At 45.7% G+C, this 25,695-nt stretch carries 21 protein-coding genes and 1 pseudogene; 11 read left to right on the top strand and 11 right to left on the bottom strand.

From position 1 onward, the window contains the following. Positions 1 to 157: 157 nt before the first annotated feature. Both RIG66_RS27565 and RIG66_RS27570 read left to right on the top strand, forming a co-directional pair. Positions 158 to 2,011, top strand: coding sequence for a response regulator (locus RIG66_RS27565; protein ID WP_446382322.1), 1,854 nt, complete (start codon positions 158 to 160; stop codon positions 2,009 to 2,011). A gap of 27 nt (positions 2,012 to 2,038) precedes the next feature. Next, on the top strand, positions 2,039 to 2,218 hold the full coding sequence (locus RIG66_RS27570) for a hypothetical protein (RefSeq protein ID WP_446382324.1): 180 nt from the start codon (positions 2,039 to 2,041) through the stop codon (positions 2,216 to 2,218). An 84-nt stretch (positions 2,219 to 2,302) separates the two neighbouring features. Here the strand turns inward: RIG66_RS27570 and RIG66_RS27575 are convergent, their stop codons facing one another. Continuing rightward, entirely contained in the window at positions 2,303 to 3,007 is a 705-nt protein-coding gene (locus RIG66_RS27575) for a WecB/TagA/CpsF family glycosyltransferase (protein ID WP_446382326.1), read from the bottom strand. Between the two features lie 469 nt (positions 3,008 to 3,476). Beyond that, positions 3,477 to 3,815 carry a DUF3307 domain-containing protein gene (locus RIG66_RS27580; RefSeq protein WP_446382328.1) on the bottom strand — a complete coding sequence of 113 codons (339 nt, stop codon included), beginning with the start codon at positions 3,813 to 3,815 and terminating at the stop codon, positions 3,477 to 3,479. A gap of 276 nt (positions 3,816 to 4,091) precedes the next feature. Here RIG66_RS27580 and RIG66_RS27585 point away from each other — a divergent pair, with 276 nt between their 5' ends. The 9 genes and pseudogenes from RIG66_RS27585 (at position 4,092) to cmoB (ending at position 11,958) form a co-directional block, all read left to right on the top strand. Then, on the top strand, positions 4,092 to 5,315 hold the full coding sequence (locus RIG66_RS27585; RefSeq protein ID WP_446382330.1) for a U32 family peptidase: 1,224 nt from the start codon (positions 4,092 to 4,094) through the stop codon (positions 5,313 to 5,315). Between the two features lie 119 nt (positions 5,316 to 5,434). Next, complete coding sequence (locus RIG66_RS27590) at positions 5,435 to 6,643, top strand: U32 family peptidase (protein WP_446382332.1); 1,209 nt, start codon at positions 5,435 to 5,437, stop codon at positions 6,641 to 6,643. Between the two features lie 219 nt (positions 6,644 to 6,862). Continuing rightward, positions 6,863 to 7,573 (top strand): tRNA1(Val) (adenine(37)-N6)-methyltransferase, encoded by a 711-nt coding sequence (locus RIG66_RS27595; protein WP_446382334.1) that lies wholly within the window; start codon positions 6,863 to 6,865, stop codon positions 7,571 to 7,573. 307 nt (positions 7,574 to 7,880) lie between these two features. Further along, positions 7,881 to 8,171: a hypothetical protein gene (locus RIG66_RS27600; protein WP_446382336.1), complete on the top strand. Its 291-nt coding sequence runs from the start codon at positions 7,881 to 7,883 to the stop codon at positions 8,169 to 8,171. Positions 8,172 to 8,254: 83 nt separating this feature from the next. Continuing rightward, positions 8,255 to 8,344, top strand: a pseudogene (locus tag RIG66_RS27605) (FAD-dependent monooxygenase); the annotation flags it as partial. A gap of 38 nt (positions 8,345 to 8,382) precedes the next feature. Continuing rightward, the gene (locus RIG66_RS27610) at positions 8,383 to 8,997 is read left to right on the top strand and encodes a glutathione S-transferase family protein (protein ID WP_446382338.1); all 615 of its coding nucleotides are present in this window, start codon (positions 8,383 to 8,385) and stop codon (positions 8,995 to 8,997) included. Positions 8,998 to 9,207: 210 nt separating this feature from the next. Then, a complete protein-coding gene (cmoA, locus tag RIG66_RS27615) occupies positions 9,208 to 9,981 on the top strand; it encodes a carboxy-S-adenosyl-L-methionine synthase CmoA (protein ID WP_446382340.1) in 774 nt (257 codons plus the stop codon). A 55-nt stretch (positions 9,982 to 10,036) separates the two neighbouring features. Continuing rightward, positions 10,037 to 10,657: a hypothetical protein gene (locus tag RIG66_RS27620; protein ID WP_446382342.1), complete on the top strand. Its 621-nt coding sequence runs from the start codon at positions 10,037 to 10,039 to the stop codon at positions 10,655 to 10,657. A gap of 317 nt (positions 10,658 to 10,974) precedes the next feature. Further along, positions 10,975 to 11,958, top strand: a complete 984-nt coding sequence (cmoB, locus tag RIG66_RS27625; protein ID WP_446382344.1) for a tRNA 5-methoxyuridine(34)/uridine 5-oxyacetic acid(34) synthase CmoB — start codon at positions 10,975 to 10,977, stop codon at positions 11,956 to 11,958. Positions 11,959 to 12,029: 71 nt separating this feature from the next. Here the strand turns inward: cmoB and RIG66_RS27630 are convergent, their stop codons facing one another. From RIG66_RS27630 to RIG66_RS27670, 9 genes are all read right to left on the bottom strand, one after another. Further along, positions 12,030 to 12,542, bottom strand: a complete 513-nt coding sequence (locus tag RIG66_RS27630; RefSeq protein ID WP_446382346.1) for a chemotaxis protein CheW — start codon at positions 12,540 to 12,542, stop codon at positions 12,030 to 12,032. Between the two features lie 363 nt (positions 12,543 to 12,905). Beyond that, positions 12,906 to 16,334: a response regulator gene (locus RIG66_RS27635; protein WP_446382348.1), complete on the bottom strand. Its 3,429-nt coding sequence runs from the start codon at positions 16,332 to 16,334 to the stop codon at positions 12,906 to 12,908. Between the two features lie 90 nt (positions 16,335 to 16,424). Then, a complete protein-coding gene (locus RIG66_RS27640; RefSeq protein WP_446382350.1) occupies positions 16,425 to 19,292 on the bottom strand; it encodes a methyl-accepting chemotaxis protein in 2,868 nt (955 codons plus the stop codon). A 263-nt stretch (positions 19,293 to 19,555) separates the two neighbouring features. Next, positions 19,556 to 20,128 carry a chemotaxis protein CheW gene (locus RIG66_RS27645; RefSeq protein ID WP_446382352.1) on the bottom strand — a complete coding sequence of 191 codons (573 nt, stop codon included), beginning with the start codon at positions 20,126 to 20,128 and terminating at the stop codon, positions 19,556 to 19,558. Positions 20,129 to 20,311: 183 nt separating this feature from the next. Further along, the gene (locus tag RIG66_RS27650) at positions 20,312 to 20,677 is read right to left on the bottom strand and encodes a response regulator transcription factor (RefSeq protein WP_446382354.1); all 366 of its coding nucleotides are present in this window, start codon (positions 20,675 to 20,677) and stop codon (positions 20,312 to 20,314) included. A gap of 100 nt (positions 20,678 to 20,777) precedes the next feature. Next, positions 20,778 to 22,142: a response regulator gene (locus tag RIG66_RS27655; protein WP_446382356.1), complete on the bottom strand. Its 1,365-nt coding sequence runs from the start codon at positions 22,140 to 22,142 to the stop codon at positions 20,778 to 20,780. 1,094 nt (positions 22,143 to 23,236) lie between these two features. Next, a complete protein-coding gene (locus RIG66_RS27660) occupies positions 23,237 to 23,857 on the bottom strand; it encodes a 4Fe-4S single cluster domain-containing protein (RefSeq protein ID WP_446382358.1) in 621 nt (206 codons plus the stop codon). Positions 23,858 to 24,010: 153 nt separating this feature from the next. Then, positions 24,011 to 24,811, bottom strand: a complete 801-nt coding sequence (locus RIG66_RS27665; protein ID WP_446382360.1) for a radical SAM protein — start codon at positions 24,809 to 24,811, stop codon at positions 24,011 to 24,013. An 87-nt stretch (positions 24,812 to 24,898) separates the two neighbouring features. Continuing rightward, the gene (locus RIG66_RS27670; RefSeq protein ID WP_446382361.1) at positions 24,899 to 25,420 is read right to left on the bottom strand and encodes a DUF3122 domain-containing protein; all 522 of its coding nucleotides are present in this window, start codon (positions 25,418 to 25,420) and stop codon (positions 24,899 to 24,901) included. Positions 25,421 to 25,695: the final 275 nt, after the last annotated feature.

A 25,695-nucleotide genomic window follows, 5' to 3' on the forward strand; every position in this document is an offset into this window, starting at 1 on the left:
ATTTTCGCTGCGTTTGTCGTCCGTAGGGGTTTGGTTCCCAAACCCCTACTATTAAATTTTATTGAGGATTATGTACGTTTCATTCAAGAATCCATGAGAAAAAGGTGAAGATCAAAGGGAATACAGCGTCATCCCATTTCCAATTTCTCCTTTTCCCATGAAGATTCTGATAGTCGATGATGATCCAGCGACAGCTTCACCCTTAATTGAAGCCCTTACCCAGCATAACTATATCGTCGAAACGGGAACTAACGCTCAAGATGGACTGGAACTCGCTCAAACCTCTCACTATGACTTAGCTGTCTTGGACGTTACCCCCCAAAACCTAGATGGTATTCATCTGTGTCAAAAACTGCGCCATCAAGGTTCTCAAATGCCGATTCTCCTCGTCAGCGCCAAAGGAAGTAGCGCCGATCGCATTCGTGGATTAGAAGCAGGTGCGGATGATTATGTGATGAAACCCTATGATCTCTCCGAATTGATGGCGCGAATTCGGGCATTATTGCGGCGGCGTAACTCCACGGTATCAAAGGTGTTGACTTGGGAGCAGCTACGGCTAGAACCCGATACAGGAGAAGTAACCTATAAAGGCGAATCATTACACCTAACGCCCAAAGAATACGGATTGTTAGAACTATTCCTGCGTCATCCTCGACGTATTTTTAGCCGTAGTGCGATCCTCGATCACATTTGGTCGAGTGATGAATTTCCCGGTGAGGAAGCCGTAACCACCCAAATTAAAGGGTTGCGACAAAAGCTGAAAGCGGCTGGGATCAAAATTAATTTAATTGAGACGGTGTATGGATTAGGGTATCGCCTCAAAGATGCACCCCTTCAGGAACAAGAGAACAAACAAGTCACGGAAAAAGTAGCAGATGGCACGTCTGAAGCGAAACTCATGGCGGCGGTTGCCAAAATTTGGCAAACATTCAAAGAAAGCCTCCCGGAAAAAATAGACGTATTGAGGCAAGTGAGTGTAACTCTGGCGACAGGAAGCCTAAATCAACAACTCTGTGAGAACGCCAAAATGGAAGCCCACCGATTAGTGGGTTCATTAGGATCGTTTGGTTGTGCAGAGGGTTCTAAAATCGCCCGCGAAATTGAACAGCTTCTGCAGACTCCAACCCAAGCAACGCCGCAAGATGCCCATAAGCTAAAGGATTTAATCGACTCCTTGCAACAGGCGATCGCCACCAAATCCACCCTTGATCAGGTTACACCCCCTACCAGTGATCTGCCCTCGGCTTCTACTTCCCCAGCCCGACTATTAGTCATTGATGATGATCAGATCCTCAGCCAACATATCGAAATCGAAGCAAAAGCCTGGGGATTACAGGTAGATAGCGCCCCCCATCTCCAAGCCGCCAAACGAGCGATCGCGCTACATCCTCCCAATGTGATTTTGTTGGATCTCACCTTTGCTGACACCCAAGAAAACGGCTTTGAACTCTTAGAAGAACTTGCTGTTCAACACTCCAACATTCCCGTTTTAATCTTTTCCAGTCAAAATCATTTAAGCAGTCGAGTCAAAGCCGCCCGTCTCGGTGCTGCTACCTTTTTACAAAAACCTATGACTCCCCCAGAAATTTTGCAAGCGGTGACTCAAGCGATTAATCAGCAGAAATCGGGAGAATCTAACGTCTTAGTCGTGGATGATGACCCACAAATCCTCGCCCTGCTGCGCCATTTACTACAACCTTGGGGACTAAACATCACCACTTTGCAAGATCCCCAACGCTTCTGGGATGTCCTAGAAGCTGTATCTCCTGACTTACTAATTTTAGACGTAGAAATGCCGGAATATAGTGGAATTGAGTTATGTCAAGTTGTTCGTCATGATTTACGCTGGAGTAACTTGCCCGTGTTGTTTCTCTCCGCCCATACCGAAGTGCAAACAGTGCAGCAAGTTTTTACCGTTGGTGCAGATGATTACGTGAAAAAACCGATCGTCGAGGCTGAATTAATTGCCCGTGTTTTGAATCGGTTAGAACGTCGCTCTTCCCAGAACTAATAAAGGTCAGGTTTTTAAAGGGGCAGGGTGTGGGGTGTCGGGTGTCGGGTGTTGGGTGTTGGGTGTTGGGTGTTGGGTGTTGGGTGTTGGGTGTCGGGTGTCGGGTGTGGGGTGTCGGGTGTCGGGTGTGGGGTGTCGGGTGTGGGGTGTCGGGTGTTGGGAACAATTGAATTCCCTGTTCCCTATTCCCTAGCAAATGACGAATGACGAATGACAAATGACAAATGACGAATGACAAATGACAAATGACAAATGACAAATGACGAATGACAAATGACAAATGACAAATGACTAAGCCAAACGTTGTCCGATCGCTTTGAGAGCAAACTGCGGTAGCGCCATCATCCGTCGCCAGCGCCAAGGTTCTTGATAGAGTCGATACAGCCATTCCAAATGATTATTCCGTAACCAAACAGGCGCACGGGATTTTACCCCAGCCCAGATATCAAAGCTACCGCCAACGCCAATCCAAATCGCTTGAGGACACAAATGCCGATTTTGGGCAATCCACAACTCCTGACGGGGAACCCCTAAACCGACCAAAATTAATGGCGGTTGTTCTTTTGCCAACCTGACTTTGAGTTGCTCTTCTGCTTCTGGGGACAGATAGCCATCTTCAATTCCCGCGATCGCCAGTTTCGGATATTGATCTTGCCATATCTTCGCTGCTGTTTGGGCAATACCCGGTTGACCCCCATAGAAAAAAACTGGATAAGACTCACCCAATTCTCCCGCCTGTCGCAGTAATGATTCTGCCAACTCAATTCCCGGACAACGTTGCTGTCGGATACCGTGAAGGAGTAAGTAAAGGATGACACCCGCACCATCCGGGACAACTAATTCCGCTTGTCCGATTGAACTCGCCAAAGCTGGATTACACTCCGCCTGCATCACCATTTCTGCGTTCAATGTCACCACATGACACCCTAGGTTTTGCTGAAGGCGATTACCCAGCCAGCGATCATAATCTTGGAGTCGGTGAACAGGTAGTCCCATGACAGGGAAAGGCTTCGGGGTCTCACACATAATCAGATTGTTGCTTATCCTCCCTTCAAATTACCACTTAGCAGACTAGCTGATCCGGACGATGAACGCTAGCCTCGAATTGAGGTTGATCAAGCGGCTGCCAACAATGAGAAGAGACGCGATACTTCGCGCCTCTGAAATCTATCTCTACTGAAATTTGCTTACTAGATGACTCTTTTGACCCAGCGAGCTGGGTACAAGCCAAGCGGTGCGAAAGGGCGTTCCCACTACCCTTGAGTCCACTTGTCTGATACTTCCGTTATAAGAGAAAATCTGTAAAGATAGTAACAAGTTGAGCTGCTCCATTATAAAGATTACAACAAGATTGTCCTTGGTCATCGGTATGTCCTGCCTCATTCTCATACTCAATCGGGATTGACTACCCCTTTTATGAGTGGGACAAGGCAGATGGCAGATGGTTTCAGACAACACACAGACTTCAAAGGAGTAAAGCAAAATAATTAATCGCGTAATGTAAGGTTTGATCGACTTCCACCATCACCCATAACGGAACCTGGGGAACCTCAGTTTTCCAGTCCCAATTGTAAGTGCGAACCCACAAACTGGAGATATTGAAAAAATCAATAATAATATGAGTACCACCAATAATAATCAGGGATTCTAACTTGTTAGTTAACAGACAGAAGGGCAACGTGTAGACTAATCCATGCAAAACAGCCACTTGCCAATCCTTCTTCTTGCGTAATGCCAAAAAAGAATTTTGCAGTAAAAAGTCTCCCGTGCGATGAGCGATAAATTGCAAACCAAAATCAATCATGGTTTATGGCATTCTCCAAGACAGGCGGGTTAGTCGTCGTAGATGTTACTTTATGATTACAGTGGCGTTGCCGTGAAAACTACGGGAAAAATACTGAGATTTGCCGCCGTTCAACTCCAGCCTCCGGGTTTCTACTGAGGTGCAAGGCGATGACAAACTTGCCCACCCTAAAATTGACTTGATCACCGTTGTGTGTATAGATTCAGCAGTTTTCTGGATGCGATCGCGCTACGAATGTTAAATTAGGGCTGTTCTCGCTTATCCTTAAACCCAGACATGCTCAAACCTGAACTTCTCGCCCCAGCGAAGAATCTGGAACGGTTAAAAGTCGCCATTGCTTATGGTGCAGATGCAGTGTATCTAGGGGGACAAAACTATGGATTGCGGGCGCGTGCGGATAATTTTACGGATTCTGAGTTAGCCCACGGAGTCGAATATGCCCATCACCATGATGCCAAAATTTACGTCACGCTGAACGCTTTTCTGCACGATGCAGACATTCAGGGACTTCCTGACTATTGTCAGTTTTTGGAATCTATTGGCGTTGATGGAGTGATTGTCTCTGATTTAGGGGTTATCCGAGTTATTAAAACAAGTTCCACTCTACCGATTCACCTCTCGACTCAAGCCTCTTGTCTCAATTCCTACAGCGCCCGTTTGTGGAAAGAGATGGGAGTTAAGCGCTTAATTGTTGGTCGAGAACTCAGTATTACGGAAGCGGGTTTAATTGGAGAAGAATCCGGTATTGACGTGGAGATGTTTGCCCACGGTGCAATGTGTATGGCATATTCGGGTCATTGCACTATTTCTAATTTTACCGCAGGTCGCGACTCTAATCGGGGCGGATGTATTCAATCCTGTCGATTACCCTATCACTTACAAGATCAAGATAAGCAACCGGATGATTTAGTTAGCTTTATGTCGTCCAGAGATTTGTGGGGAATTTATCAAATTAGCGAGTTTTTCAACCATAAGATTTGCTCGTTAAAAGTAGAAGGGCGGATGAAATCATCGTTCTACGTCGCCCTCACCTGTAAGGTTTATCGCCAATTAATTGATGCTTATGCCGCTGGGAGATTAGATGAACAGCTACTCAGCAAAGCCTCAGCCGAACTGCAATCGATTCCCAACCGAGACTATTTTTCCGGTTCCTTAGACACACCAGCCGATAAAGATTCAGTCTTTGGACAGTTATCGGGAATTAATACAGGAACTCACGCTTATTTAGGCATGGTTATGGAGACAACACCTCAAGAAATTATTGTACGGCTAGTTGAACCGTTAGCCGTCGGTGATGAAATTGAAATTATCCCGTTTCAGGACAAACCGATACGCTGGAACGTTAATCAAATTTTTTCGATGACAGGTGAACCGTTAGAGTCGATGAGAAAAGACAGTATTGTGCGCTTACCTAAACCGGATGGCTTCGTGCGATCGCATAATATCACCAAATTAAATGTCGTTCGATTCACCCATTCCCCTGTAACCGTTGCTAGTTAACAATGTGGTAATTAATTTGGCAGGATTGCCATAGTGGTTACGAATGACGAATGACGAATGACGAATGACGAATGACGAATGACGAATGACGAATGACGAATGACGAATGACGAATAAAAATGCAATTTAATACCTTTGTCTCATCAATTGACGATTTAGAACGCTGTGTTAATGCGCCCCATTTACATGAAGTATTATTAGAACCAATAGGATTAGCGCGACAGGGACAATTATCAAAAGCGAAGGTACATGATTTAGCCAAAAAAGCGTGGGAAAGCCAACTACGCCCGGTACTCGTCTGGGATGTGTTAATGCCAGAACGAGTAATGAAAACCATTTGTGATCAGTTAAAAAATTGGCAACTCAATCTCTTTGGTGCAATTCGGGTGTGTGATCCAGGCGCAGCGTATTGGTTGAAAACCCATTTTCCTGAGATTCCCATCCAGTTAATTGTTGAGACAGGGAATCACAATCTGGAGGCGTTGCAGGGATGGTGCGAGATTTTTTCGGCTTCGTTGGAACGGTTAGTCTTATCAATTGAACTACCGGAAGAAAAACTAATTGAATATTGCCAAACCTTATCGGTTCCCTGTGAACTGCTGGGTGTGGGACCCATTCTCTTATTTTACTCGCCGCGATCGCTCTTAGTAAACCCGTTGCTGGAAAGCCAGAATACAGAAGGAACAGAGGACACTGATTCTCTATACCGATTTAACCCCGACTCCCCTCTCTACCTAGAAGCGACGGCGGCTTTTGCGGATAACCCTAATCGCCATTTCCCAACATTAGAAACTACACATGGCACATTTATGTTCTTAGACAAAGATCAGTTTATTCTGGATCGGTTAGATAGGTTACGTGAGGCGGGTTTACATACAGTCCGTTTGGACTTACGCCATCTGATTCAGGAGGACAATGTTGCTATTGATATTGATGAACTTTGTCGCCAGGTGTTAGAAAATCCGACCAAATTACGGGAAAACTGGTTCCGAGAAACACGCGCTCCTTTTTTCAAAGCGAACCGCACCACAGCATTATTTTCCCGGATGAAATCAAAACTATCTGAATACCGGAATGATGCCTGTTTAGCGGAAGTTTTAGCTGGCGAAAGTGGTAAATATGTGGTTTTTTACACCTGGCGTTCCTTCGAGACTTCACAGATTCAACGTATGGTTTTGCCCACGGGTGAAGAAATTTTTCCCCAAGACGTTATTTTTCGCACCATAAACGGCAAACCTGTTGATACCTTTGAACCGGAACAAATTTTAGTGACTGACTGGATTAAAAAAGCTGTTCCAGGTTCTCTTCTGTTGGGAAAAAAATCTTGATGATTCAGACATGTAGGGGCGGGTTTGACAGATAACAGTTTGCCACCAACTGATAACGTGACTAAACCCGCCCTTCTAGGGTGCGGTATCTTGATAAGGGCGCAAGCCTTGCGCCCCTACGTTCGGGTGTACCTCATCTGAGTCATATCTACTAAAAATATACTAATTTCTACTAAATTAGTAGGTTAGGGGTAAGCCGTTCATGATTAACCACAGAGAATGTCTAATCCTTACTTTCGCTTCAAGCAATTCACCGTCTTTCACGATCGCTGTGCGATGAAGGTGGGAACGGATGGTACACTGTTAGGGGCATGGACGGATATCACAGGTGTACAAAGCATTCTGGATATTGGTACAGGGACGGGTTTGGTGGCGCTGATGTTGGCACAGCGATCGCGTGCGTATATCGACGCCGTGGAAATTGACGCAGAGGCTGGCATTCAGGCGAGGGAGAATGTAGCGCGATCACCATGGCGCGATCGCATTCAGGTGTACCTGAGTTCTGTGCAAGAGTATGCCACGACTTGCTCAAAGCGGTATGATCTGATTGTGTCTAATCCTCCCTTTTTTGACAATGCCAGTAAAGCGTCACAAAAGGCGAGAACCGTAGCACGACATAGTGATTCTTTGAGGCAATTGGATCTATTACAAGTGGCGGAACAGCTTTTGGGTGAGAATGGCAGGCTAGCTGTAATTTATCCCACTGAGTCAGCCCAACTCTTCCAAGAAAAAGCCGAAGCCTTTGGTTTTTCTTGCCGCAGGAAACTCTCGGTTAAACCCACTTTAGCTAGTCCAACTAAACGGATTGTACTGGAACTGGGGAAACATCAGTTATCCTCTCAGGAAAAGGTTCTCGCGATAGAGGCAACCAGACGGGTTTATACTTCTGAATTTATTAGCTTGATTAAAGACTTTTACTTGAACTATTAATCAAACTGTTTATATTTATAAGAACGGGTTAATTGTTAGAACTCTAGGTATGAGTCGGGTACATGTCAACTGTGTAGTGTCGTGGCACACCTAAAATGGTAGATTAGAATTGTAGGGGCGCAAGGCTTGCGCCCAGTTTAAACGTCAAATCTATTCCACAATTTTAGCTGTGTCAGTCCAGTAGGTTGGGTTGAGGAACGAAACCCAACGTCATTGCTTCCAAATTTTGGATCGTGAAACTCTTTACCGAGAATCAGTCTAACTTTAGGCTGATGAGAATCCTGCCAATCATAACCAAACTAGAGATATGTGGAATAATCAAAATCCTCCAGAATTCGAGCATGACGGCTTTCCCCATCCCCAACGAGATGGGGCAGATGAGATATCTCCAGACACTGAACAGGAAAGCCTTGACCCTAATCTATCGCCAGAGCATATAAAAGCGACAAAAAAATCTTTGAAGCGCATCTATATTATTCTCCTGATTATGGGTTTACTTTTAGGAGGATTAGTATCTGTAGGGGTTGTCATCGCCCTGGATCGCATGGGATTGACAGACGCCCCAGCAGATGTGGAAGAGACAGAAATGCCCTATTAAGCCCAATGGCATGCTCCAGTCAGTATTTTTTGGTTGCCGAAACCCCTGATATACCGTAGGCTTGGTATTGCCCACCAACAGGAGTTACGCTAATTGGAGATGCCGCACACCCTGTCCAACCCAATATTGGTCAGGGAGGTTGTATGGCGGTGGAAGATGCCTTTGAATTAAGTGGCTATTGATTACCAACCGGAATGTCGGGAGATATCTAATGAATAGAATATTGTATTATCATCAACAATCCCACTTTTCTCGGAAAATCCGAATCCTGTTAGCGGAGAAAAATATAGAGTGCGAACTAAGAGAAATCAATTTGCTTGATAAGCCCCCAGAATTTATCAATCTTTCTCCTATTGGTAAAGTCCCTGTGTTTGTCGATGAAGATGGCACGGTGATTTGGGATTCTACATTAATTGCGGAGTATCTAGACGAAACCTATCCACAGCCGAAGTTTTACCCCAGTGAGCCTCGGACAGGGCTTGAGTGTCGTAAATGGGAAGAACTCGCGGATTATTTAGGTGATATTATCATCAATTTATGGATACTAAATTTGAAAAATAATTTCACCGATACTCGTTATCGGACAAGGTTAGAAACGTCAATTAATCGCCTTTTGCCAGCTTTTGATCAACAATTGGCTAAGTCTAACTACTTGTTGGGGGATGAAACCTGGACAGCCGCTGATGTAGCTGGCTTATGTTCCCTAGGCTACTACAGTTTGCGCCTGGATGAAGATTGGCAATTAAAATATAGTCACTTAAGAGATTGGTTCAATAAATTACACGAACGTGACTCGGTTCAGTCCACGGTTCCTCAAAAAAGTTAATGTCCGATCGGCTGTGTTGCTGTTTTGGGTAAGGATGGCTTTGAATAGTTGTGCGATCAGTTGTTCCGTTATTGGTGGGGAGGGCGGGTTTTGTTGTTCCGTTATTGGTGAGGAGGGCGGGTTTTGTTGTTCATTTATCGGTGACTAGCTGAATTGATTCCCTAAACCCGCCCCTACAATTGTCCCTAAACCCGCCCCTACAGTTGACTAATGAATTACGACCAACTCGATCCAGAACTTGATCATACAAAACTTTATCTGAGTCCTGAAAAAGATGAACTATTTGAAAAAGGAGTGTGGCCCAAGCCGTTTGTTTTTAACCAGGATGTAGTCAATGTCTTCGATAATATGATATCCCGTTCTGTCCCTCTGTATCAAGAGGTACTAACCTGTGCCGCTCATTGGGCGAGAGAATATTATCAACCGGGAACGCGGATTATTGATGTGGGCTGTTCTACGGGAACATTTTTGGAACTTTTGGGACGTTTCCTGAAGCAAAACGCTACCCTGGTTGGGATTGATAATTCTCAACCTATGCTAGAAAAAGCAGAGCATAAGTTAGTTCAGATTAAACAGATACATAAGATTGAATTTATCTGTGACAAGGCAGAAAACTGCTCCTTTGAGAATAGTAGCGTTGTCGTGATTAACTACACCCTACAATTTTTGCCGCTACAGGTGCGTCAACTCTTGCTGCGAAGTATCTACGAGGGATTGGTTCCAGGGGGTTTACTATTCGTCAGTGAAAAGGTCAAGTCACCCTATCCCCAATTTCAAGAGACAATCACTCGACACTACGAAGCCTTTAAAGCGCATAATGGTTATGCCCGTACTGAAATTGAACGTAAAAAGGAGGCGCTAGAGAATGTTTTAGTGCCGTTAACGGAAGCCCAACAGGTGGAAATGTTGTATTATAGTGGTTTCAATCAAGTCGATTCACTAATTAAATTGCATAACTTTATTTCCTGGGTAGCTCTTAAGTAAGAGGTGATTTATACGCATAAATCAATTATATTTGGATGGGAGGAGAGGAACCGATATGAGTTATCGAGAATTTACATGGTCAAAGGCGAAACAGGCTTTTGGGTTACAGACGATTGAGGGCGATCGCTTTTTTCCGGTTCTACCCGAAGTGCAGCCTAGTTCGCTCTTACAAGAAATCCTTAAGCGCAATATTCCCTGGGCGATTGCGGTTGGCAATGAAAAAGCCCGTTCTGAGGCGATTATTAATCCAATTCTGTTGGAAGTTCAGCAAATATTAGAGAAGAAAATTAGCGTTTTTTCAGGAGAAGAGTTCAATGTAGATACTGCAGCTAGACTCAATGGCACCTGTGACTTTTTAGTTAGCCAATCGCCAGAACAAATTGCGGTAGAAGCCCCGGTTTTGGTTGTTGTGGAAGCGAAAAAAGAAGACCTTAAGCGAGGGATGGGACAGTGTTTGGCAGAAATGGTGGCGGCACAACGCTTTAACCAGGCAAATCAACAAGTCATTTCTACGATTTATGGCAGTGTAAGTACAGGAACAGCTTGGCGGTTTCTCAAATTAGAGGATAGTATTGTTACGGTAGATTTGACGGATTACCCTGTTCCTCCGGTTGAACAGATACTCAGCATTTTAGTTTGGATAGCGAGTAACAACTCTGAAAAAGAAACGGATTAAGTATAGGGGCAGGTTTAGGGACTGTAGGGGCGGGTTTAGGGACTGTAGGGGCGGGTTTAGGGAATCAATTCAGCTAGTCACCAATAACGGAACAACAAAACCCGCCCTCCCCACCAATAACGGAACAACAAAACCCGCATTCCTCACCAATAACGGAACAACAAAACCTGCCTTCCTTACCAATACACTAACAACAAAACCTGCATTTTTTACCAATACATTAATAACAAAAATCGCCCTCCTTCATGTAAATTTTCTCTACATTTTAATAGAAGACACAAAGATTCTATGTACGTGGTGCTTTACCTAAATAAACAATGACAAATCATGATATCGGTTATATACCCCCTGATTATCTAGAATTCTACCCCGAAACGTTAGCACGAGAGGCAATTTTATCAGTACGTCAAGAGAGAGAATCTAAATTATTTACCCCTCAAGTGAGTCAGTACCGAGAAGCGGTGCAAGCGGTTCAGGACATCCACAGTGATTGGTATGACTTCTCTGATGCTGTGGTTAAAGTGGGTCATGCTGAGGAACTCACCGCCGCACAAAAACAGCGATTTTATCACTCACTGCAAGCCTTTTGCCCTTGGAAAAAAGGACCCTTTGAACTGTTTGGGATTACCATTGATGCCGAGTGGCGTTCTGACTGGAAATGGGCGCGAATTTTGCCCCATATCCAGTCTCTGAAAAATTGCCGGGTGGCGGATATTGGCTGTCACAATGGCTATTTTATGTTTCGCATGGCGGATCAGGAACCGGAATGTGTGATTGGGTTTGAACCAGTTCCTAAGCATTTCTGGAACTTCCAGCTTATCCAAACTATTGTTCAGCAACCGATGCTGACGTTTGAGTTATTGGGGGTTGAGCATATTGATTTTTATCCGAATTTCTTTGATACAATTTTTTGTCTAGGAATTCTTTACCATCATCGAGATCCGATTAATTTATTGAGTAAACTGCGACAAGCGCTAGCACCAAAAGGTGAAATTATTATTGATTGTCAGGGAATTCCTGGCGAACTCCCTGTTGCTTTGACTCCCCGCAAGCGCTATGCCCAAGCACGGGGAATTTGGTTTTTGCCCACTCAATCTTGTTTGGAGAATTGGCTAGTACGGGCTGGCTTTAGTCAGATTGACTGTTTCTTTGCTCAACCCTTGTCTGTGGAAGAACAGCGCCGCACCCCTTGGGCAACTATCGATAGTTTACGCGAATTCCTGAATCCGGATGATTTATCTGTAACGATAGAAGGGTATCCCGCACCCTGGCGCTATTATGTAATTGCTCATAAAATTTAAATCATATTTTAGGGGTTTTTATGAGCGTTAAACCTAACAATTTAGCACAACAACTGCGGAACCCATCTATCTCAGGTTGGCAACAGCAAATCAACGTCTAACAAAAAGATAGTTTTTGCTCCAGAATCTTGAGGAATTACTGCCACATGACGGGCAATATTCACCGTATCAGAACGACGATAAGATTCCGGTAAAAGCCGAATCGCTGAAAGGGGTACATCTATTAAAATAGGCGCGTCAGCGACAGGAATACCATAGAGTTCACCCGTTTTATTTTGCATCGTTACCAGATATCCTCCCCCATTGGCAGCTTCCGGTAAACTCTCTTTGAAAAAGCGCTGATATAAATCGATAACCGTAATTTCTTCTTCGCCAGAGTGGGTAACTCCCACCTGATTCATCCCACTCCCATGAACAGGGGCGCGATTCAAGATTTTGTAGACGGATTCAATGGGTAATGCTAGATGCAAGTTTCCCAGAGTAAAAAGAATTAATTTTAATATTTTTTTCGTTTCTTTTGTCGTTTTTTCGGCAAGTACGGATTGATTTTCTTTTGACTGAGTATTCAGGAGATTACTGTTCATGACAAAAATCCTTATTGAGACAACAAAAATTTACAGTTGGTGGAGAGGGCGCAGCTCGGTCAGTGGTGTTCTTACTTTTCAAGGGATCTGGAAAACCTCTCTCCAAACCTCTCTCCTACAAGGAGAGAGGCTTTGAATTCTCCCCCATGGAACAAAAAGCGAAGCATCCTTTGGTCTCCCCCTTTTTAAGGGGGACGGAAGGGGGATCTAAAAGGGGGACGGGAGGGGACAGATCTTGCAGAGTTTTAAGCTTAAGATGACACAAATGCACGTCGTCACCTAATGACAAAGGACTAATGACAAAGGACTAATGACAAAGGACTAATGACTAATGACTAATGACTAATGACTAATGACTAATGACTAATGACTAACAAGACTATTTTCGCGGATGATGTCATTCAGAGATCCCACAAACTCTTGTTCCAAATAAGGCTTAGTAAAGTACCCACTCGCCCCCAACTGCATCGCTAACCAGCGATGTTTTTGACTGCTGCGAGAGGTTAACATGGCAACAGGAACGCTGGATAATTGTGGATCTTGACGCCGTTGACTGAGAAACTCAAACCCATTCATATTCGGCATCTCAATATCACAAACCACTAACTGCACCGATGCACTTTGCTGCAACTGCTCGATCGCCTCTCGCCCATCCCGCGCTTGTAATACCCGAAAACCCGCCCGTTCCAGGGTTAACGCTAGGGTTTGTCGCAACGCCACCGCATCATCGACAATCAAGATTGTCGGTACTTGCACCGTTCGGCTGAGAGTAGTTGTATCCCCTGAACCCATCGCCGTTTCCTCGGAAGGCGCTTTCGGTACAGGCGTCGCCATTGGCGTCGTTGCTCCATGGGCAAATTCCAACAGCGCAATCCCGTCAATTACTGGAATCACACTCCCATCCCCCAAAATCGTACAACCGTAGGTATAACTAGGGGGAGAAATCGCCGTCCCAAAGGGTTTAATCACCAATTCTTGTTCTGTAACCAGACGCTCTACTTCCACAGCAAATACCTGCTGATCCTGACGCAGCACCAACAGGGGTAATTGCCATGTCTCTGGTGCAGACACGGAACTTAAGGCTTGACTGGTAAGGCTTTCGGGTAAGGGGCGCTGATAGTCCAACAGTTCCCCTAATCGATACGTCGGTACTAATTGTCCCCGCCAATGGAGAAACCGTTGCGCCCCGGATTTTTTCACTTGGTTGGCTTTGGGAATAATAATTTCTTCGATACTGTCCGAGGGTAACGCTAAGACGGTTGTCCCGATAAAACAGACCAATAATTTAGCGATGGTGAGGGTTAAGGGGAGACGCAGCGTAAACGTCGTCCCGCCTCCTGGCGTGGAAGTTACAGAAATTTTACCTTTTAGCGATCGCAACTGAGTCCGCACTACATCTAACCCCACCCCTCGTCCCGATAATTGACTCACTTGTTGGGCGGTGGAAAATCCTGGCTCAAAAATAAATCCCCACAAATGCGCCTCTGAGATTGTCGCCAATTGGTCACGGGATACTAATCCCAACTCAACCGCCCGACGCCCAATTCGCTCGGCATTTAAGCCTTGACCATCATCCCGAACTTCGATAATGGTTTGACTTCCCTTGTGATACGCCCGAATCTCCATTTGTCCCGATTCCGGTTTCCCCCGTTGATGCCGGATATCAGCAGACTCAATTCCATGGTCAAAGGCATTTCGCAGTAAATGCAGCAACGGATCATAGAGCTTTTCTAACACCGCTTTATCAACCAAAACCCCTGTTCCGGTTAATTTCAAATTCACCCGTTTGTGATACGTGTTAGACAGTTCTCGTAATACCCGGGGAAACCGATTCAAGACTTCCCCAATCGGTAACATTCGCGCCCACATCAACTCATCCCGCAAGTGGTTGAGCATTTGACGCTGCTGTTCTGTGGTTTGATCGGATTTCTTGGCAAATAGGGCGATATCATCAACGGCTTCTTCAAGCTGCACCATCTCTTCCAGAATCCCTTGGATTTGGGAATAGAGAGCGCCGTAGCTATCCATTTCCAAGGAGTCAAAATCCGCTAATGTCTTCATCGTCACATCCGTGGAGCGATCCGAGTTCTGAAATCCCAGCGATCGCCCATTACCGCCTGGGGAAATCGGACGAGCCATTGCTTCCACACCCGCCATCGTCCCATAGCTGTACCGTTCCGGCGCAACTAGCATCTTATCCGATAAACTTTGCAATTTATTCACAATCTGCCCAAATCGCCCAAATCGATCCAGCAAGGCTCGCACAGAACCCTGTAATTGCTGATTCTGGAGGGATAACCCATTGCGGTTAATCGCTAATTCCCCAACCAAGTTATTCATTCGTTCGAGTCGATCTAAATCTACCCGCACGGATAGAGTCGGCGTGGGGGCGGGTGAACGGGGAGGAGTCGATGTAACGAGATTGTTGCTCGTCAGCTGATTGGATGAAGACGCGGTGAGATTACGCTGATCCGATTGATTAGACACCAACGAATTCCCCTGAAACAGGGTTAATTGCGACGCCTCTTCCAGAGAGGGAAGTTGATCAAAAACTTGCTCAATCGATTGAATCGCAACATCCAGGTTAATCGGTTCAGTCGGAACTAATGCAGAGGGTTCAGGTACGACATCCGCTTCGACTTCGGTGACGGTTTCGGGAGTAGCTTGGAGGTGATCCTCTATCTGGGCGAAGATAGAGGTTTCCTGGTTAACCTCTTGTGTCTCTAAAATCTCCTCACCTTCAGACGTACCAAAAATATCGTCTAACGAAGGAATGGATGAGGGTGATTCTGCTGTGGCTGGCAGATCATACGATTCAGTCTCTTGAGAAAACAAATCGGCGAGTAAAGGAAGCGTTTCTGGTGATGCCGCGATCGCATCTTCCTCGGCAAAGGCTTCAATCGCTTGTCCTGCGGACTCTTCCATGTCCACCGAAACCTCGGTTAATGGCAATCCCAGTCCCCAATCACTCGCTTCCCACTCACCCGAAACCGTTGCCGTGGCGGGAGATTCAGCCAGGGCAATTAAAGCCTCAGAAGGACTTCCCCCAGTTGTTGGTTCACCAGAGAGAACCGCTTGACGGCTAACTTCAAAATCAGCCAGTGCCAATTTGGTAATCTCTACAACCCTTTCGGGGTGAACCTCCAGCGCCTGTTGAGCCGTTTGTGCGATCGCGCCAAATCCGGGCAAATTTAAGAACTCAGCAAATCCGGCAAACACTTCAATTTGGGCGCGTAATTCTCCAGCTACTTCATAGTCTTGAGGCTTCGCCACCACGGTAGCAAGACGTTCCAAACCTTCAGCGACATCGACTTCAAAAATAGACACCGCCATATTGATCCCCAATTCAGCGGAACTGGGCATATAACTATCCGCCTGATTCAGAGCATCTCCCAATCGTGCCTCAATTTGGTCAAAAATGGGAGTCCCCGTGGAGATAGCCGCATCTGCGTCAAAGGAACCGGTGGTAATTTGCGATTTCAGCGGCAAACTCAGACAGTCATAAGCTTGCAGCAGTTTATTTTCTAGCTCAATATCAATATCTACAGTATCACTATAAAGTGCCTTAAAGATATTTTCCAAGCGGTGAGCTAAAGTCGCGATCGCCTCTAATTCAACACTGGCTGCGCCCCCTTTTAACGAGTGAGCCGCTCGCATTAATTCGTGAACTTTGGCAGTGCTGCGCTCATCTCTTATATTTAACAACCCTGTTTCCAGAATTTGTAAAAGTTCCGGCGCTTCGGCAATAAAAAACTGATAGGCTTGGTCACGAATATCGGGATTAATTGCCATATTTTCGTCCTTAATTATTGAAATTGCTTCTAGTTTGTAGTAAGCGCTTTAGCGCTTATAGCACTAAAGTGCCTACTACGAACCGAATAACTAATTCAACTTAAACTGACCCACCTCTGCTTGTAACGCTTGCGCCACTTGTCGGAGTTGTTCAAATGAGTACGATACGTCACTCGCTCCTGTGGATGTTTGAGCCGCAATATTTGCCACTTTTGTCATGGTTTCCGTCACCGATTCAGAGGCTCGTGTCTGAATTAATGTGGCTTCGGTAATCGCTTCAACCAGGTCACTAATCTTGTTGGATACAGAGGTAATCTTGTTCAGAGAAGCACGAGTTTCATCCACGAGTTTTGTACCCATAACCACCTGTTCTGTCCCGGCTTCCATTGCCGTTACCACCTCGTTGGTTTCGGCTTGAATTGCCGCCACCAGCTTTTCAATTTCGCTAGTCGCATCAGCAGACTGTTGAGCCAGCGATCGCACTTCGTCGGCAACCACCGCGAACCCTCGTCCTTCTTCCCCGGCGCGGGCTGCCTCAATGGAGGCGTTGAGCGCCAGCAAGTTGGTTTGGGCGGCAAAGGTGCTAATCAGGTTAACAACCGTGGAAATCTTTTGTGACGATTCACCCAAGTGTTTGACTTTTTTCGCCGTTTCTGCTACCGTTTCGCGGATGGCGAGAATCCCGTCTACAGTACGGTTCATCGCCTGGTCTCCTTCTTGTACCATCTCACCCGCTTCTTGCACCGCCGTTAACGCTTGTTCCGCGTTTGCGGCAACCATTCGCACCGACTGAGCCATTTCCTGGGCGCGGTCAAGGGCGACGGAAATTTCTTCGGCTTGGTGCAGCGCTTCTTCGGCTAGGGATTGTACCGCCACTTCATTACTGCTCGTGGTATCCGCCACTTGACTCGCCGCTGCTTGCACCTGGGTAACAATTTTCCGCAGGTTAGCAACCGTGGCATTATAAGAGTCTGCTACTGTACCGATTTCATCTTCGGTGACTCGTGCGCGAATGGTTAGGTCACCTTTACTAATCGGGTCTACCTCCTTCAGCAGTTCTAAGGCTCGCTGTTGCAACCCTTCTTTCAGTAGCCGCTGTTCTTCCGCCAGGTTTCGGGTTTGGTCAAGTAGAGTGAGTCGGTCAAGGGATAGTCGCATCTGATCGGCTAAGCGTTGGAGAAAATCAATGTCCCCAGGTTGCCATTCGTGGGGTTTCTGGCAGTAATGAACACTGAGTAAGGCAAAGGGTTGACCTTGCGATATCAGTAAAACATCCAGGGTAGACTTAACTTCCAGATTCTCCATAAACTTCACCTGTTCAGGCGCTAACCCGGCGGTGGCAACATTGGTGATTGCCACAATCCCGTCATCACTGTGAGTCGCTAGCTGTTTGGGTGACAAGGGGGGATGTTTGATATTGCTATTGAACGCATGAAACTGACCCGCCGTCACCGACTCAGCCGCCACCTCACCACCGCCATCAGTGTTCAGCCGATAGACAATCACCCGATCCGCCTGATAGATTTTGCGAGCATTGATCACGGCAATGTCGAAAATATCTTGAATCGCTTGGGCGTCAAAGGAACGGACACTGGTAATTTCTGCCAACAAGTTTGCCTTTTCTGCTGCCAAGGTTTGTTCCTGCACCAAGGTTCCAAGCTGTTTAGCCATGTCGTTGATGTTTTCTCCCAAGACAGCCATTTCGTCTTCCCCAGCCACGTTTAAACGGGTATCCAAGTCTCCCTGACCAATTTTGGTCACCGCGTCGGCTGCACTCACAATCGGGCGTGTGGCACGGTTGGCAATGGCGGCGGCGATTGCAGATACAAGTAAAGCGGTGAGCGCTGTACCACTGGCTAGGGCGAGAAGTAACTGGCGCTGCGGTTCAAACGCAATCTTGGTGGGTGTGGCAACCATCGCTGTCCAGGGTAGATCTTGCACCCCTTCCAGGGTTAGTTCGGGAGCGTAGGCTAACAAGTCTTGACTGTTTTGAACCGTATCCGTTGTCACTGTACTTCCTGACTTGCCTGCGGTTTTCAGTTGCTCAAACTCAACAAACACTTCTGAGGCGCTCTTACCCTGCATATCTGGCTGGTTCGATACGAAAATTTCAGCACCGCCCTCAGACAAGTCAAGTAAATAGTATTCGTCACCGCCAAACCCGAAGTTGGCAATCAGCTCATCGAGAGCTTCTACAGGCATACGAGATCGGATGACGCCAATGGTTTTACCCGTGGCATCTTTCACGGGTGCAGCCGTGTGAACCGCAAATTCGCCACTGGATTCAGAGATCGTGGGGTTATTGATATAGGGTCCATCCAATTTGAGAGCAGCTTGGAAGTATTCGCGATCGCTGTGGTTTTCTAAAGGATCTCCCTTCGATTGCACAATCACATTACCCTGAAGATCAAACACAGCAATGCTGTCATAGATTTTGTAGAAATCGATGTAGTTGTTGAGAGTGGCTTGTTTTTGAGCCAGGGTTGTTGATTCAACCAGCTCCGGATCAGTGAGAACTTGCAGACTCGCCAGAATCTGAATATCCCCGTACCGTTCCCGCATGAAACGCATCACCTTATCTTCAATACCTTCAGCACGGGCGATTTTCGCGTTAGCAATTTCTCGAATAATCGCTCGGTCAGCAAAATAGTAGGCGGTGATTCCTGTTACCAGTACGGGAAGCGTACCAATAATGATTGCCAATGCTGTGGCTTTATTTCGCAGATTCAGCCGTTGCCACCAAGAGGTTGATGACTGTGGTTTGGGAATGGTTTGAGTCTTTGCCTTGTATCCTCCCCCATCAGGTTCTAGTCGTTTGAGAGCGTTTGAGGTTTGAGTAGAAAGGCTGTGATCAGAAAGGGGATAATCCTTGAGTGCTGAACCATTATCATTCGGTGTCAGTTTGGAAGTAGCACCGTTATTATTTGTGGAGTTTGTATTGGATGATGTTTGAGTCATGATATGAACCTCATCGTTGAACATCAATAGGGTACGAGAGATACTACTCAACTCATCCGCAAGCCAAAAGAAAGCCTTGCGTTGGGTTAAGCAATACCGAATAGTGCTATGAAATTAAGCGGAATTTTTGGGGTTATATTTGTCAGCCGTCGTTAATTGGCTGATTTTGAGAAATGTTTGATAGACGCAACTCTTGGCTGAAAGGATCTGGCTAACTTGACACCTCGCCAGTTTGACAAATGGCAAATGACAAATGACAAAATTTACTGAATTTTGGGCATGGCTTCGGTAATAGCTGTGCCATCGAGAACGGCTAACATCTCACCACTGGATTTCACCCAATATCCCCGCAAAAATGGTGCAAGTTCGGGAGTAACTGGAGCAGAAGGTGGGGATTGAATCCCATCAGGGTTGCACCACTCCATATCTTCGACACGGTTAACCACAAGTCCCAGCATCTGGCTTTTGACTTGGGTAGAGATTTGTGACAGGGAACGAGTATGTAACACAATTGCTGTGTAATTTGAAGCACCGGTTATCTGCTGATACCACGGCGTGAGTCCCACGAGATGTCCGATATCCACCATCCAGAGAATCTCACCCCGCCAGTTATACACACCCATCACCCAAGCGGGTGTATGAGGGATGGGTACAATTTGACCAATCGGAATATGTAACACCTCCGTCAACTGTCTAACTGACAACAAAGCCGTTGTATCGGGTAGCAGATGAAACCGCAAAAACTGTTCTGTGTTGCTAACTACAGACGCAGGCGATCGCGGCTGGATCGGCATGGACGATGATAAGCGGTTTTGAGTTGATAAAGTGTCAGACATCGTAAGGAAGTATGTAGTAGGCACTTTAGTGCCATTAGTATCAACTTAAAGTAAAGAACTCTTAGAGCGGGGGTGTAGGGGCGGGTTTTACAGATAACATTTTGCACCAAACTGATAACTTGAATAAACCCGCCCTTCAAAAGAGCTTATTCGCACTAAAGTGCTGACTACGAACCGTTTTAATTAGGGGCGAATGAGGTGTTTAACTGTTCGGACAAGCTCATTTTGATCCACGGGTTTAGCCAGATAAGCATCTGCTCCCTGTTTCATGCCCCAAAATTTATCCATTTCGCCTCCTTTTGTCGAACAAATAACGACAGGAATATTGCTAGTTTCAGCCGCTGTTTTTAATTCACGGCAGACTTCAAAACCACTGCGACCCGGTAGCACGATGTCTAAAATAATCACATCCGGTTTTTGCGTGCTAATTTTAGTCAAAGCCTCTTCGCCACTATGGGCAACCAAGACATTGATACCACCTTGCTGTAAGCAACTGGTAATAATTTGCATATCCGTTGAGGAATCTTCAACAACTAGAGCTGTTCCCATGGTAATTACCTACCTAATGAATACAAACGAAATTGGTCAATGATAGTTATTGTTGACTTCATTTTTACTCATCCTATAAATAAGGATGAACGATGAAAAATCAATAAACACCCTGTTTTATATGTTTATGGAGTACCGTGAGCAAATTCCTGGAATTTAAAGGTTTGCTCAAGAAATCTGAGGCTCCAACAAATTTGGCGTGAAGTCGATCCGCTGCCCCATCTTTTCCGGTTAAAAAGACAATCGGCGTGTTTTGAAAACAGGACAGTTTGCGTAATTGAGTGCAAAGCTCATATCCGTTGACATTTGGCATCACCAAGTCTAAAAAGATTAGATCAGGTTTGCGTACCAAAAGGGTGGGAATGGCTCGCAAGGCATTTTCTACACCAATAAATCGGTAACCTGCCGCCCCGATTACTTTTTCCATGGTGTGAATCACCCAACGACTGTCATCTACACAAGCAACCAGGGATTTAGTTGAGGTTGCGTTTGCGCTTGTGAGCGGTGTTTTCGGCACATTCGCTTTTCCAGAAGTGGGAGTAATACCCGTGGGATAAGCTTTAACCTTCTCTTTCCCTGGCTCTAAGACGCGCCGTGGCAAGACTTGCCGTGGCGAGACTTGCCGTGGCTCGTCTCTACTTTTTTCTCTGCTTTCCTGCTTGTCAGCACCAACATTTTCTCTATTCCTCACCGTATTGGGAGTGGGTGCTGGTAAATCGGGAATATTAGTCAGTTTTACCCAGCCTGATTTCAGGTAAGGCATTAACGCTTGAGCAATGTCCACAACCTGCCGACGCTGTTTTACGGCTAAGTCACGCAATGTATGGTGTCCGTCGAGTACGTTAGTTAACGTTTGGTAAACTTCGGCGGAACGGTTGTTTCGTAACTGTTCCGGTTGTTTAATAACCGGAGCTTGATTGGGAGAATAATCCGCAAGCTGGGCATTGTGCCAAGTTTGCCACAAAGATTGGACTTGTGCGATCGCCTGATTAATTTCAATCAAAACCAGTTTCGTGGGTAACGAATAATTATGCTGGATTTGATGGGTTACTTGCTTGGCTTGCGCGATATCGAATACAATCTCAGTCAGCACCGCACGAATCATATTGGCGGCTTGTTCGGGAGTGATTCGTCGCTGCTTGACCCAGAGACACAATAGCTGATAGTCCCAGCATTTTTTCACATTGATACTGGCAAGATCACGCCCAATTGTGTCAGGATGAGTCAAAACTTGAGGGCAGTGAATGGCTAAATTCCGTTGCCACCGTCTCACCGGATGCACTCCTCCTGTGGCATAAAGGATACCGCCTAGGTGTAAAAAAAAGATCCATTGGTGTCCCTTTGGATCGTTCAACACCAGTTCACCGCTAAACTGAAATCGCTGCAAGGTTCTAAGAGACCGAACTTGCTCTAGGGAAGAGAGCGTTGGAGTTGAGATTACAGAGGGAATTTGTCTAGCCGTCATCGGTTTTTTGCTATGACTAAGGGTTTAACAAAAGCCGGAAATGTCTAATAATGTCGGTGTTTTATACCCGCGTTAGACTTCAGTCGCTTTTGAAGGGAACATCACCCTGAAACCTTAGTTAGACAAAGTTTTTTCGTCTAAAAAAGACTATCTTTGTCAACTCTCAGAAGATTTTGAAATTTCTCTATCAGGGAACTAAACAGGAGTGCAATCACTACAGCGCTCTGAGCGATATCAGACCTAGAATTGTAGATGCTGGTCTGATCAATGAACACCCTGTATCCCTACAATTAAGCTTGGAGTTCTTCAGCGTTATGCCATGAAGCCGTTGGCGCATTCAGTCATCCAAAACCTTAGAGATTCAAAATTAGTCAATCGCGAGTGGTAGAAGTCCCTACTTGGCTCAACTCTTTTTGGGGAGAATTAAAATGTGCAGTTGGTTGGTTTGGCACGTTTGACTCCTGATCGGTCAGAGTTGAGTTTTTCGGCATTGTCTTACACGTTAGACAACCTGTAATACAGACTAACTTACTTCCGTATGTTTGTCTAGAGGACTCGGAGATGAATTGACTATTTAAGGTGATTTTTCGACAAAGCTTTACAAAAGACTCAGTTTCCTAAAGTTCAGATTAGTCCGGAGGCAGAATTGCTGTAGAAAATCATAGGTAAATTAACTTAATCTATAATTCCCCTTAACCTTGACCATTGGTTTCAATAGCGGGGTAGACTCCAGGCATTAAAGAAGTAATTTTTTTATCTATTCAAGATATTATTTATAATTCAACAACATTGGAATCTTGGATTATTTTTGCTCGGTGTATTATTAATATATCTTTACATTAAAGGATAAAAAAATGGGGGAAATTACTGATATAGCAGAAAGGGGAAGCAATGTAGAGACGTGCCATGGCACGTCTGGGAGCAGGGGAAGCAGAGGGAGTGATTTCCTAATCAACAAAGGACCAATGACCAATGACCAATGACCAATAACGAAATTTGAGTGTGTAGGGGCGGGTTTAGGGACTTCCGTCTCGCTGTTAATGATAACCTTTGGTTCAAAACCCGCCCTGACTACTGATTACGTTTTACGACATCTATCCTTCACTTAAATTCATTTGACCTCGAAATCCTGTAACAATGCGACTACCATCTTTAAGGATATGAATCTCCATTTGATCAGAAGCCCAGGTGATTTGGTCTTTTAATGCCGGATTAAATACACGAACGCGCTGATTTCGAGAGGAGACGGGTGAATCGGGGGAATTAATAGCCAAGGATTCAACAAAGGGACCATCGACTAAAATATCAAGTTGTCCTAATAACGCTTGTGCGCCTGGAGGAGCATCAGGTGATTGCAGTTCCCCTAACGTAAATCCACTAAATGACATGACATTTAACCCCGCCGCTTTGAGCTTCTTCGCTAACTGCGCTAGGGCTGGCGCTTGCCAAAATGGTTCTCCACCAGAAAAGGTGACTCCTTGATTGCGGGGATTGGACAAAATTTTATCCGCTAATTCATCAACAGCAATTAACTGGTTAATTTCAAAAGACCAAGATGCTGGATTGAAACAGCTAGAACATTCTCGGTTACATCCCTGCACCCAAACAACAGCGCGACAGCCAGGACCATTTACTTCTGACTCGTCAACGTATCCCATAATATTTAGATATCCAGGAGGAATATCATTTGTTATTTGTCCTTTGTCATTGGTCATTGGTCATTCTTCAAAGATTTTGACAACGCTTTCACTCAGTCGGGGCGGGTTTTGAACAAATGTTATCTTCAACAGCTTGCGCGAAGTCCCTAAACCCGCCCCTACAAACCAGGCTCCCTCGAACGCAGTGAAGGGTCAACACTCAAAACTTTTTCAACGGGGAGCGCATCGAACCGGGATAGTGGTCGCATCTTGTATTTTAGCGGCAAAGGCTTGTAAGACATCCCCACTCACTTGCTTTAATTGTTGTACAGGATAGGGACGTGATTCGGTAGGGGTATGATTACCACGTCCATCAAGTTGATGGGTTAAGGGTTTAGGGCGGGTGGGGGTGTTGAGTTGAATTTCATCGGGATGTAGCGATCGCACTAATTGCATGTAAGCGTCTTGACTAAGCTGATTCGGTGGGGTTAACAGCATCGTTTGTATCCCTATATGTCCTGGATATCCCTGACGAAATTCCTGGATACCTGTCCAGATTTTGAGCCAATCGACTTCCATGACAGGACGATTGACACGCTGTAGTTGATCAGGATTCACCGCATCGAGTTTAACCGAGACTTTATCCGCCAAGGATAACGCCGCCTGCACGTCTCGATCACCTAAAAGCGTGCCATTTGTCAAGACTAAGACAGGCTTGTGAGTCATTTCCTTAACCTGGGAAATAATCTCAGCCAGGTTGAGGGCTAGAGTGGGTTCGCCATTACCACTGAGAGTTACCACATCTACATCCCAAGGGGCAAACGCTTGTAAATCTTGGACAATTTTTTCGGTAGGGACAAAAACGTGACGTTGGCTGGTGCGAACTTGAATTTCCCCTAACTGACAATAGACGCAGTTAAATGAGCAAGTTGATTGGAGTCCAATGGGATCAATACCCAGCGATCGCCCGTAGCGCCAAGATGTCACTGGACCATAAACGGAGGTAAATGTGGCGGTTGATTGAGTGGTCATAATTTTTCCTCCCGTATTAGACGGGGATTCCTCACATCGGTTGCAATGAGAAGTTTTCTCTATTGTCTCTCGGTTTTTTTCGTGCCGCTACTCAGTCGCCACAGTTTGCCATTCTAATATGACCACTGAGGGAACACTCAGGCTGGTTGTGCGATCGCCCTTCATCGGTAGAGACAGCGTAACCCCTATAGACATCGGCAATTCAGACAACACGTCTTTGATATTATACTCACCCACATTCGCCGCTGGGGATTGGTCGGCGAACAGATCCTCAGCCTTTAAGACTTTACCCGTATTCGTCGTAATTTTTAAAGGTTGGGGGTGAGCAAATTCTGCAACCCCAGGAAAACCAACCAAATGCAGGCTAATGTCTTTAGCTTCACCTGCTTTCACCCGTTTGAACAATACGATTTGCCACGATTGACCCGTTTCATCCTGCAAGGTATGGCGAGATTGATACAGCATCTGTCCGGGGGCTTCTTCGATTTGACGGATAGAAGCGACGGCTGAGGGAGGGGTAAGGCTTCCCCAACCGATAACCATCATCAGGACAAATGCACCCAGTAACAGGATTGCTAGGACAATTCTTCTGAGAGATTTCCATACCATGAGAATTCTGGACTTTTTGATTTTGTTCGTTGACTTAATCTATTGATTGAGTATATATCTAATTAGCGATTAAACAAAGAGGACAGGGAAAATTATTACATCAATTCCTGGAAATAGCGCATTCCCGCCTGACAAAGGTTCATCGTTCATCGCTTGTTGTTGGTGGGGGAGCTTCGGAAGCTGGCTCAAGGTTCGGAGGAATGTCCCGGTTTTAACGAAGCGTAACCGAGAGAGGTTTCAATTAGGCAGCATTGCGCTATCCTAAAGAGGAGTTA

The sequence above is a fragment of the Coleofasciculus sp. E2-BRE-01 genome, from assembly GCF_040221695.1.
Classification (GTDB): Bacteria; Cyanobacteriota; Cyanobacteriia; order Cyanobacteriales; family Coleofasciculaceae; genus Coleofasciculus.